This window comes from Streptomyces sp. NPDC001093 (assembly GCF_040298985.1).
Taxonomy (GTDB): domain Bacteria; phylum Actinomycetota; class Actinomycetes; order Streptomycetales; family Streptomycetaceae; genus Streptomyces.
Window position 1 is genome coordinate 1 of the sequence record NZ_JBEPBF010000207.1, and the last position, 11,242, is coordinate 11,242.

Sequence of the window (11,242 nt, forward strand, 5' to 3'; positions counted from 1 at the left end):
CCCGCCCTCGCCGAGGTCGGGTTCCAGCGGACTGCCCGCGGGCCAGATCCGGGAGCGGCCCTCGCGCAGCGCGGCGGCCAGGGTGGGCATGGCGCGCACCGGCGCGTCGGGCCACTCGGTGCGCCATTCGCTGCGCCACACCTCGGGCCAGGCATCGGGTTCGGGCGGGTCGAGGACGGTGACGACGAGCCGCTCGTTCTCCAGTTCGGCGAGCGCGATCCGGGCGGCCTGCAGCGGCCCGCGCAGGGCGGCGACCACGGCCTCACCGACGTCCTTGACCGTGGTGGCGGTGGCCAGGGAGGCGGCCAGGCGCTGCACCCGGGCCACGTCGGTGACGCCGGAGCGCAGGGTGGAGGCGTCGGCCACGGTGCCGACGAGCCGGGCGGAGCGACCCTCGTCGCCGGGCAGCAGCCGGCCACGCAGCCGCAGCCACTTGGGCGGACCGGAGGGCTGCAGGATGCGGAACTCCAGCTCGCGGTCGCCGATGGACATGTGGTCGGCCTCGACCACGGACATCAGCGCGGGCAGGTCCTCGGGCACGGTGAGCGCCAGCAGGGTCTCGACGCGGCCGTCGAAGGTGTCCCGGGCGAGTCCGAACAGCCGCAGGATCTCGTCGCCGACCTCGACCCGGCCGCTGTCCATGGCCAGGCTGAAGGCGTCCGGCGGCAGCTCCCCGCCGTCGCCGGCGGGCGCGGTCGGACAGGGTACGGCGATGGCGCGGGCGACCAGCTCCAGGCAGGCGCGGTCGTCGTTGCCGAAGCCGCCGGGGTGCTCGCTGACGGCCAGCAGACAGCCGCCGCCCGCTGGGCCGAGCGGCAGGACGGCCATGGAGAAGTCCAGGGACGGGGTGCGCCGCGCCTCGGAGCAGCCGGCGAGCTGCTCGGGCCCGAGCCAGAGCGGGTGCCCGGTGCGGTGGGCCTCGGCGACCGGGGAACCACCGGCGGCCGGATAGCCGTCGCGGAGCCCGTACAGGGTGCGTGGCAGGCCCGCCGACTCGACGAGGCGCAGCTGGGCCGGGTCGTCGCCGGGCCTGTAGACCCCGGCGAAGGCGGCCCCGGCGAACACCAGCGCCTGTTCGAGGACCCGGCGGAGCCGGTCGGGCGTGGCGGACCCCGCGGTGAGCGTGTCCAGGGCGGCTTCGGCACGCTCCGTTCTCGTTCTGCTGATCGCAGCGCCCTCGCTCCTCACCACGTTCGCCATTACAGCGCGTGTGAGGCTCCGGCGCAGCCCCTGCGGAGGCTCCGGACGCGATGGCGGGGCCTCGTTCGCTCGAAAGTGGGCCGAACACATCTTGACGCGTGCGTTCCGCACGGTGACCTCGTGACATGTGTGACTGTCCGCGACCGTCCGACTCCTGCGAGTGTCGTCTCGCGGCCACACGACGAGGGACGGGAGGCGCATGGACAAGCGGTACGAGGTGTACGCGCTCGCCGACGGACACTTCTACGACACGCCCGACCGGCTCGCGGGAGCGGCCGGTGAGCCGGCGCCGCTGTTCACGACGGCGCGTCGCGCCGTCCCGGACGGCTGGCACGCGGCGCGCTCCGGCGACTGGCTGACGCTGACCCCGGTCGGCGCGGACGGCGCGCCGCTGCCGTCACCGGCGCAGGGCTGGAAGATCCATTCCTCGGCGACGGCCGCGAACGCGGAGCGGATCGCGGAGATCGTGTGGGACTACTGCGTACCGCGCCGCATCCCGTTCAAGTTCGTGCCGGGCCCGCACCTGCTGCACCTGCGCAACGCCAAGTACGCGGGCCGCGACACCAGCGGCAAGTTCGTCACGGTGTATCCGGCGGACGAGGAGCAGCTGCACCGGACCCTGCGGGAACTGGGTGCTTTGCTGGAGGGTTCCGAGGGGCCGTACATCCTCACCGACCTGCGCTGGTACGACGGTCCGCTCTACGTCCGCTACGGCGCCTTCGCCCGCCGGTACGTCGTCGACGAGCGCGGCTCGCTGGTCCCGGCGGTGACCGACGGCGCCGGCCGTCTCGTGCCGGACCGGCGGGCGCCGTCCTTCCAGGTGCCCGAGTGGGTGAGTCTGCCGGAGTTCCTGCGGCCGCATCTCGACGCCCGCAACACCACGACGGTCGGTGAGCTGCCGTACCGCATCGAGAAGGCGCTGCACTTCTCCAACGGAGGCGGGGTGTACGCCGGCACCGACACGCGGGACGGGCGCCGGGTGGTGCTGAAGGAGGCCCGGCCGCACGCGGGTCTCGCCGCCGACGGCGCGGACGCGGTGGCCCGGCTGGAGCGGGAGAGGGCGGCGCTGGAACGGGTCGCCGGGACCGGTGTGGTGCCCGAGGTGCGGGACTGGTTCATGCTGGGCGAGCACCGGTTCCTGGTCATGGACCACCTGGCGGGCCGCCCGCTCAACTCCTTCTTCGCCGAGCGGCATCCGCTGCTCACTCCCGACCCCGACCCGGCCGCGGTCGCCGCGTACACGGCGTGGGCGCTGCGGATCAACGCGGCGGTGGAGCGGGCGGTCGCGGCGGTGCACGCGCGCGGGCTGGTCTTCAACGACCTGCATGTCTTCAACATCATGGTGTCCGAGGACGAACGGTCGGTGTACCTCATCGACTTCGAGGCCGCCGCCCCCGCCGAGGAGAACGCCCGGCAGACCGTCGCCCACCCCGGCTTCTTCGCCCCGCCGGACCGCCGCGGCAGCGATGTCGACCGCTATGCGCTGGCCTGTCTGCGGCTCGCCCTGTTCCTTCCGGTGACCACGCTGTTCGTGGTGGACCGCGGCAAGGCCGCGCATCTCGCGGAGGTGATCGCCGAGCAGTTCCCGGACGTGCCGCGCGCCTTCCTGGACGAGGCGGTCGCGGAGATCACCCGGGATCCGGCGGGCGGCCGGCGCACCCGGCCCGCCCCGCCGGTGGTGCCCGGCGACTGGCCCTACAGCCGGGACTCGATGGTGAAGGCGATCCTCGCCTCCGCCACCCCGGAACGCAACGACCGGCTCTTCCCCGGTGACATCGCCCAGTTCGCGGACGGCGGCGGCCTCGGCCTCGCGCACGGCGCGGCCGGTGTGCTGTACGCGCTGCAGGCGTCCGGCGCCGGCCGGTACGACGAGGGCGAGCGCTGGCTGCTGGACCACACGGTCCCGCCACCGCCCGGCACGCCGCTCGGCCTGTACGACGGCCTCGCGGGCGTGGCCCTCGTCCTCGATCAACTCGGCCACCGGCAGCGGGCGCTGGACCTGCTGGACGGCATCCTGCGGGAGAACTGGCGCAGCCTCGCCTCCGACCTGCACGGCGGACTCTCCGGGCTCGGCCTGGTCCTCGGCCGCCTCGCGGACACGACGGGCGAGCCGGCCCTGCGACAGCACGCCGCAGAGGCCGCCGACATCCTCGTACGACGACTCGCCGAACCCGTCCCGGACGGTCCGCCCCGGCGCGCCGGGCTGCTGCGCGGCGCGAGCGGGCCGGCGCTGTTCCTCCTCAGGCGGTACGAGGAGACCGGCGAGGAGGGCTGCCTGAGCGCGGCGGGCGAGGCGCTCCGCCGCGACCTGGACTGCTGTGTGACCCAGGAGGCGGGCGGCGGCCTGGAGGTGGACGAGGGCTGGCGGACGCTGCCCTACCTCGGCGACGGCAGCGCGGGAATCGGTCTGGTCCTGGACGACTTCCTGGCCCACGCGGACAGCGCGGAGTTCGAGCGCGCCCGGTCCGCCATCCTCACCGCCGCCACCTCCCGCTTCTACGCGCAGCCCGGCCTCTTCCAGGGCCGCGCCGGAATGATCCTGCACCTCGCTCGCAGCACCGCACCGGGTGCCGGGCGCGACCGGCTGGAGCAGCAGATCGCGGGGCTCGGCTGGTTCGCGATGGACTACCAGGGCCAACTGGCCTTCCCCGGGCACCAGATGATGCGGCTCTCCATGGACCTCGCCACCGGTACGGCAGGCTGCCTGCTCGCGCTCGCCGCGGCCCGCGACGGCGCCCGCACCGCGCACCTGCCCTTCCTTCCGCCGCCACCGGCGGCCCGCACACGCGGCTCCGCACCGACGGAGTCGTGACACAACCCCGTCCCCAATCAGGGAAAGGACACCGTCATGGCACTGCTGGACCTGCAGACCCTCGAGTCCGAGGAGCACACCCACACCGGCGCAAGCACCGCGAGCCTGCTCTCCTGTGTATCCGCGGCGAGCGTTCTCCTCTGCCTCTGACCGGGCCGGTGAGTCCACGGCTCCGGACGGCTCTCTCCCCCGTGGGAGGGGCCGTCCGGAGCCTCTCCGGCCGGAAGGGGCGCCGGAGCCCCCCGCGAGAGCAAGCGGTAGCCGTCAGTCGGTGCCGCGCCGGGTGGTGACGGGCCTCGGTCCGGCGGGCTGTCCAGCCTCCACCGGCGAACCATCGTCGAAAGCCCCGCCCGGCAGCCGCCGTGAGCAGAGGCCGCCCGAGGCCTCCGTCCCGGCGGCGGCCGTCCGTCCTGGAGCCCTCCCGTTCCCGTCCGAAGTCCCAGCGAGGCCTCAGCCCATGAACTCCGGCCCCGGCAGCGCCACTTCAGCAGCCGGCCGCGCGCTGTCACGCGCGGTGGTGCGGCAGGGCGGCGCCCGCTGTGCCGCGCTGTGCGCCGTCAGCACGGCCGCCACCGCGGCGGGCCTGCTGCTGCCCGCCCTGCTCGGCCACACCCTGGACCTGCTGCTGGCTCACGCCCCGGCCGCGCGCTGGCTCGGCTGCTGTGCCGGTGTCGTCCTGCTGCTCGCCCTGCTGGACGGCTGCGCGGGGGTGCTCACCGGCACCGCCGACGCGCACGCCACGGCGTGGCTGCGCGGGCAGCTCACCTGGCACGTCCTGGCGCTCGGCCCGCGCGCGACGGCCCGGTTCGGTGCCGGGGACCTGGTGGCACGGCTGGTCGGCAACGCGGCGCAGGCCGGGACCGCGCCGGGCGCGCTGGCCGCGCTGCTCGCCGCGGTCGCCGGGCCCGTCGGGGGCGTGGTGGCGCTCGGCCTGATCGACCCGTGGCTGGCCGGCGTGTTCCTCGCCGGGGCACCGGTCCTGGCCCTGCTGCTGCGTGCCTTCGCCCGGGACACATCGGCATGCGTGGCCGACTACCAGCGGGTGCAGGGCCGGATCGCCGGCGCGCTGGCGGAGGCGGTCGGCGGCTTCCGTACGATCCGGGCCGCGGGTGCCGAGGAGCGCGAGACGGCGCGGATCCTGGCGCCCCTGCCCGAACTGTCCCGCGCCGGACAGCGCATGTGGCGGGTGCAGGGGCGGGCCGCCGCCCGCGCGGTCACCGTGGCACCGCTGCTGAACCTGGGCGTGCTGGCGGTGGCCGGACTGCTGCTGGCCCGGCACCGCCTGTCCGTGGGCGAGATGCTGGCGGCCTCCCGGTACGCGGGCCTCGCCACGGGCGTCGGCGCCCTGGTCGGTCAGCTGGCCGCGCTCGCGCGGGCCCGCGCGGCGACCGGCCGGCTCGCCGAGGTGCGCGCCGAGCCCGCGCCCGGACACGGCACCCGCCGCCTCCCGCCCGGCAACGGACGGCTGGAACTGCGGGCGGTGACCGCGCGCCGGGGCGGACGGACCGTCCTGGACGGCGTCGACCTGACCGTCCCGGGCGGCACCACCCTGGCGGTCGTCGGCCGCTCCGGCGCCGGCAAGTCCCTGCTCGCCGAGGTGGCCGGCCGGCTCGCCGATCCCGACACGGGCGAGGTCCTCCTCGACGGCGTCCCGCTCTCCGACCTCGCCCACGGCGAGCTGCGCCGCGCCGTCGCCTACGCCTTCGAGCGCCCCGCCCTGCTGGGCACGACCGTCGAGGACACGATCGCCTTCGGGCTCACGGCCGCCACCGGGGCCGCCGTCCGCTCCGCCGCCCGGCGCGCCCACGCCGACGACTTCGTACGGCGCCTCCCCGACGGCTACGCCACCCGCCTCGCCGACGCGCCCCGCTCGGGCGGCGAGTCCCAACGCCTGGGCCTCGCCCGGGCGTTCGCCCACGGCGGCCGCCTGCTCATCCTCGACGACGCGCTGTCCAGTCTCGACACGGTCACCGAACACCACATCACCCGGACCCTCCTGGCCCCCGACCCGGACCGCACCCGCCTGCTGATCGCCCACCGCGCCGCGACGGCGGCCCGCGCGGACCGGGTCGCCTGGCTGGACGCCGGCCGGGTCAGGGCCGTCGGGACGCACCGGGAGCTGTGGCAGGAGGCGGAGTACCGGGCGGTGTTCGGGGACGGCGAGGAGGAGATCCGGGACGAGCCCGGGTGAAGGTGCGGGGCCGATGGCCGGACCGGCGGGAGCGAGAGGGGTGACAGGCGTGCGTGAGGAGGACCGCCCCGCTGGGGTGGACGGAATCCGGATGCGCGAGCCGGTCCGCGGGCACCGCGCGCGTGTGCGCAGCCAGGCGTGCCGGTTCCTGCGGGCACGATGGCCGGTGCTGGCCCGGCTCGGCGCGTGGTCCGTGCTGGAGGCCGGGCAGACCTTCGTCGTCGGATACGCCCTCGCACGGGCACTGGACGCCGGGTTCCTGGCCGGGAACACGCGGGCCGGCCTGCTGTGGCTGGGCGCCGCGGGGCTCGCCGTGGGTGCCGGGGCGTACGGGACCGGACGGGTGTACGGCGTGGTCGCGGCGCTGGTCGAGCCGGCCCGGGACCGGCTGGTCACGGCGGTGGTGGCGCGCGGGGTGCGGGAGGCGGACCCGGGTGCGCTGTCCGGGCTCACCCAGCAGGTGGAGATAGCCCGGGACACGCTCGCCGGTGTGGTGATGGTGTCGCGTTCGTTCCTGTTCACGGCCGCCGGCGCCCTGATCGGCCTGTTCTCGCTGGCCCCGCTGCTGCTGGCGGTCGTCCTGCCGCCGCTGCTCGCCGGGGTGGCCCTGTTCGCCGCGACGCTCGGCCCGCTGGCCCGCCGTCAGGAGGCCTTCCTCGCCGCCGACGAGGCGCTGGCGCAGTCGCTGGGCGAGGTCTGCCCGGGACTGCGGGACGTCACGGCGGCCGGCGCGGAGGAGCGGGTCGCCGGCGCCGTCGGCGAGCGCACGGCGGCGGAAGTGCGGGCCGCCCGGGCCCTGGCCCACTGGGGCGTGGCCCGCGTGGCCGCCCTGGCGGTGGGCGGCGAACTCCCCGCGGTACTGCTGCTGTTCACGGCCCCCTGGCTGCTGGAGCACGGGGTCACCCCGGGCGCCCTGGTGGGCGCGCTCGCCTACGTCACCCAGGCCCTGCTCCCCGCCCTCGACAACCTGGTCCACGGCCTGGGCACGAGCGGTTCACGGCTCACCGTGGTCCTTCGCCGGCTGACCGTCCGGGACCCTGAGGGGCGCGGGGCCGTGTCCCTCAGCGGCTCCGCCGCGGGGCGCGACCAGCCGCGCACGACCCGCGCCCGCCCGGCAACGGCACTCCCCCCTTCCTCGTGCGCACTCTCCGTCACGTCCGTCACCTTCGCCTACGGCCCCGCGAGCGAACCCGTCCTCGACGACCTCGACCTCACCCTCCCCACCGGCGCCCACCTGGCCGTCGTAGGCCCCAGCGGCGTCGGCAAATCAACGCTCACCGCACTGATCGCCGGCCTGCTCACCCCTACGCACGGCACCATCCGCGCGCACGAGGCGACCGTCCTCATCCCGCAGGAGGCCTACGTCCACACCGGCACCCTGTCCGAGAACCTGTCCCTCCACCGCTCCGACCCGGTGCCCGAGCAGGAACTCCTCGCCGCCGCCGACGCCGTCGGGCTCACCCCCCTGCTGAGGAGACTGGGCGGACCCGGCGCCCCCGTCGAGCCGGCGGAGCTCTCCGCCGGTGAGCGGCAGCTCGTCGCGCTGACCCGCGCCTACCTCTCCCCCGCCCCGCTGGCCCTGCTGGACGAGGCGACCTGCCATCTGGACCCGGCGGCCGAGGCGCGCGCCGAGCGGGCCTTCGCGGCGCGCCCGGGCGGCACACTGGTCGTCGTCGCCCACCGGATGAGCTCCGCGCGCCGCGCCGACCGGATCCTCGTCATGGACGGCGCGCGCACCGCCTGCGGCACCCACGCGGAGCTGCTGCGCAGCTCGGCGCTGTACCGGGACCTGGCCGGCCGCTGGACGGAGCCGGCGCCGCTCCCCCGCCGGTCACCGCTCACACCCAGCCCTCCCCGCGCGATATCCGAATCGCGTCGATCCGGTTCCGGGCCCCGGTCTTGCGGGTGATCGACGCCATGTAGTTGCGGACCGTGCCGTGGGACAGATGCAGGCTGCCGGCGATCTCGGCGATGGACGCGCCTCCGGCCGCGAGGGACAGCACGCTCAGTTCGCGTCTGGTCAGCGGCATCTGGGCGGCCTTGAGGAAACCGAAGCCCAGCGAGTCGTCGATGAAACGTTCCCTCTGGGCGACGGACCGGATGGCACGCACCAGCCGGTCCGGTGAGCCCCCCTTGTCCACGAAGCCGAGCGCGCCCGCCTCGGCGGCCCGCTTCAGCAGGCCCGGCCGGTTCGCCTGGGCCAGCACCACGAGCGCCGGCGGCCTGCCGCCGGTGCCGGGCGGGCACAGCTCGCCGAGCGGCGGCACCCCATGGCCGTCGGCGCAGTCGAGGTCCGCCGCGCACACGTCCGGCCCTAAGGACCGCATGCGCGCGGCGGCTCCCCGCCACGGCGTGTCGTCCACGTCCAGCCCGGGTTCGCGCCGCAGCCATTCGGCCAGGACCGATCGCACCAGACACGCGTCCTGCACCAGAAGCACCCGGATCACTGCCCCGCCCCCTCGGATGGTCGTCGTACGCCCGCGTCTTCCGTTCCTCGTCGCCGCCCGTGCCGTCGTGGTCCGCTCCTCGTACCCCTCGCGGCCCGCCACGGTCCGTGCCATGGCCCCGGCACGGCAAAGCGCGTGCCCATTCTTGGGCGCCGGTACCGTTCGCGGGCGCGGAGATCAGGCCATCAGGGTGCGCGGGGGCGCACGCGAGGCGCCCGTACGCCGCCCGCGCTTCCGACGGCCGGGCTTGGATACGGCCGGACGGGGTATCCGGAGGCGTCCGCGCACGGGGCGGCCCCGGCGGGCGGCCGGGGTGCTCGCCGTGCGCGCTGCGCGCTCGCGAGGGAATGTGGTGCCCAGGATGCGCGACGCGGCCGGGCGAGGAGGTGGTCGGCGTGTCCGACGGGCCGGGACCGGCGGCCGACGGGGCAGCGGCCGCCCATACCGTGATGTCGCTTGCGCTGGTCTCGATGATGCAGGAGGTGCACGCACACTCCGGCGCCGTCTACCTGCTCAGGCCCGACGAGCCGGTCCTGGAGATGACGGTGCACGCGGGCATGCCCCGGGCGTTCGCGGCGCCGTGGGAGCGGGTCGGGCTGTCCGCGCCGATCCCGGTCGCCGACGCGGTGCGCGACCGTCGGCTGGTGTGGGTGGGCGGCGAGGAGCAGATGGCCCGTTGCTATCCGCGCATCGCGGTGGTGCTCCCGTACCCGTTCGCGCTGGCCGCGCTGCCCGTGGCGACCGAGCGGCAGGTGTACGGCGCGGCGTTCGTGACCTGGCCCGGGGCGCATCCGCCGGAGCTGTCCGACTGGGAGCGGGACCATCTGTGGGCGGCCTGCGAGCGGCTGGGCCTGCGGCTGGAGCGGGCCACGTGGGAGGACGGACCGCTCGAGCACGAGGCCGATGTGCTGACGGAGCCGGTGTCGGCCGTGGCGGACACGCTGGGCTCGGTGGAGGCGACACGGATGGTGTCCCGGCTGCCGTACGGCCTGGTGTCGCTGGATCTGCACGGCCGGATCGGGTTCGTCAACACGGCCGCCGCCGAGCTGCTCGGCAGACCGGCCGGGGAGCTGCTCGGCACGCCGCTGTGGGGGTCGGTGCCCTGGCTGAACGACCCGATGTACGAGGACCGTTACCGGGGGGCGCTGCTCAGCCAGCAGGCGACGTCGTTCGTGGCGCTGCGCCCGCCGGGCGAGTGGCTGTCGTTCCGGATGTATCCGAGCACGACCGGGCTGAGCGTGCGGATCAGCCGCGCCAGGGCGGTGGCGGAGATGGCACGCGGTCCGGCGCAGAAGGACGCGGCACCGCCCCGGCTGGTGACGATCTCCCAGGTGCTGAGCTTCGCGGGCGCGCTGACCGAGGCGGTCGGAGTGCAGGACGTGGTGCAGCTGGTCTGGGACGAGGTGGCGCCGGCGGTCGGCAGCCAGGCGCTGGTGGTCCTCGGTTCGCAGGGCGGTCGGCTGCACGTACTGGGACATCGCGGGTACCCCGACCCGCACGCCGTGGAGCGGTTCCACGGGCTGCCGCTGACCGAGCGGACCCCGGGCACTCAGGTGCTGAACAGCGGGGTGCCCGCGTTCTTCGACTCCCAGGAGGAGCTTCAGCGGCTGTATCCGGGCCGGCGCGAGACCCCGGACGGCTTCGCGGCCTGGGCGTATCTGCCGCTGATCGCGTCCGGGCGGCCGGTGGGCACCTGTGTGCTGGCCTATGCCGAGCCGCATGTCTTCCCGGCCGACGAGCGGGCCGTACTGACATCGCTGGGCGGCCTGATCGCGCAGGCGCTGGAGCGGGCCCGGCTCTACGACGCCAAGCACCGGCTCGCGCACGGGCTCCAGCAGGCCCTGCTGCCGAACTCGCTGGCACCGCCGCCCGGCATCGAGGCGGCCGCCCGCTATCTGCCGGCCACCCACGGCATGGAGATCGGCGGCGACTTCTACGACCTGGTGCCGACGCTGCCGCTCACGGCCGCGGTGATCGGGGACGTGCAGGGGCACAACGTGACCGCGGCGGGCCTGATGGGGCAGATCCGCACCGGGGTGCGGGCGTACACCACGGTCGGGCAGGCCCCGCACGAGGTCATGAGCAGCACGAACCGGCTGCTGATGGACCTCGGCACGGAGCTGTTCGCCAGCTGCCTGTATCTGCGGCTGGACCCGGCACGCGGGCGGGCCGTCATGGCGCGGGCGGGTCATCCGCCGCCTCTGCTGAGACCGCCGGACGGCCGGGTGCGGGTGCTGGACCTGGCCGGGGGCCCGCTGCTGGGGATCGACGCGTGCGCGGTGTATCCGACGACCGAGCTGTCCCTCGTACCCGGCTCGGTGCTCGTCCTGTACACCGACGGTCTGGTGGAGGCGCCCGGTGTCGACATCGAGGAGGCGCTGGCCGATCTCGGCGCGCTGCTGTCGGAGGCCGGCGACCAGCCGCTGGAGAAACTGGCGGACGAGGTGGTCCGGCACACCGTCGCGACGCGGGAGCGGGTGGACGACGTGGCGTTGCTGTTGCTGCGCGCGTGCGACGACGCGTGACGGTCCGGCCCTCCCGCCGGAGGGCCGGACCGTTCCCCCGCCGGCCGGAACCGCGGGTGAGGCCGGC

General features: G+C 75.5%; 7 protein-coding genes. 5 read left to right on the plus strand and 2 right to left on the minus strand.

What is annotated here, in order from left to right:
* On the minus strand, nt 1–1,200 hold a 1,200-nt coding region (locus ABT288_RS47355; protein WP_351622545.1), incomplete at its 3' end, for a PAS domain-containing protein.
* A 199-nt stretch (nt 1,201–1,399) separates the two neighbouring features.
* On the opposite strand from ABT288_RS47355, the gene lanKC reads away from it, so the two are divergent.
* The 4 genes from lanKC (at nt 1,400) to ABT288_RS47375 (ending at nt 8,112) form a co-directional block, all read left to right on the plus strand.
* Complete coding sequence (gene lanKC / locus ABT288_RS47360) at nt 1,400–4,012, plus strand: class III lanthionine synthetase LanKC (protein ID WP_351622548.1); 2,613 nt, start codon at nt 1,400–1,402, stop codon at nt 4,010–4,012.
* Between the two features lie 36 nt (nt 4,013–4,048).
* Entirely contained in the window at nt 4,049–4,162 is a 114-nt protein-coding gene (locus ABT288_RS47365) for a SapB/AmfS family lanthipeptide (protein ID WP_055704589.1), read from the plus strand.
* Between the two features lie 307 nt (nt 4,163–4,469).
* Nucleotides 4,470–6,203 (plus strand): ATP-binding cassette domain-containing protein, encoded by a 1,734-nt coding sequence (locus tag ABT288_RS47370; RefSeq protein WP_351622552.1) that lies wholly within the window; start codon nt 4,470–4,472, stop codon nt 6,201–6,203.
* A gap of 91 nt (nt 6,204–6,294) precedes the next feature.
* A complete protein-coding gene (locus ABT288_RS47375; RefSeq protein ID WP_502973012.1) occupies nt 6,295–8,112 on the plus strand; it encodes an ATP-binding cassette domain-containing protein in 1,818 nt (605 codons plus the stop codon).
* Here the strand turns inward: ABT288_RS47375 and ABT288_RS47380 are convergent.
* Entirely contained in the window at nt 8,042–8,650 is a 609-nt protein-coding gene (locus ABT288_RS47380) for a LuxR C-terminal-related transcriptional regulator (protein ID WP_351622557.1), read from the minus strand. The two genes, ABT288_RS47375 and ABT288_RS47380, sit on opposite strands and share 71 nt — an antisense overlap.
* Nucleotides 8,651–9,036: 386 nt before the next feature.
* Here ABT288_RS47380 and ABT288_RS47385 point away from each other — a divergent pair, with 386 nt between their 5' ends.
* Nucleotides 9,037–11,175, plus strand: coding sequence for a PP2C family protein-serine/threonine phosphatase (locus ABT288_RS47385; RefSeq protein WP_502973011.1), 2,139 nt, complete (start codon nt 9,037–9,039; stop codon nt 11,173–11,175).
* The last annotated feature ends 67 nt before the right edge of the window (nt 11,176–11,242 follow it).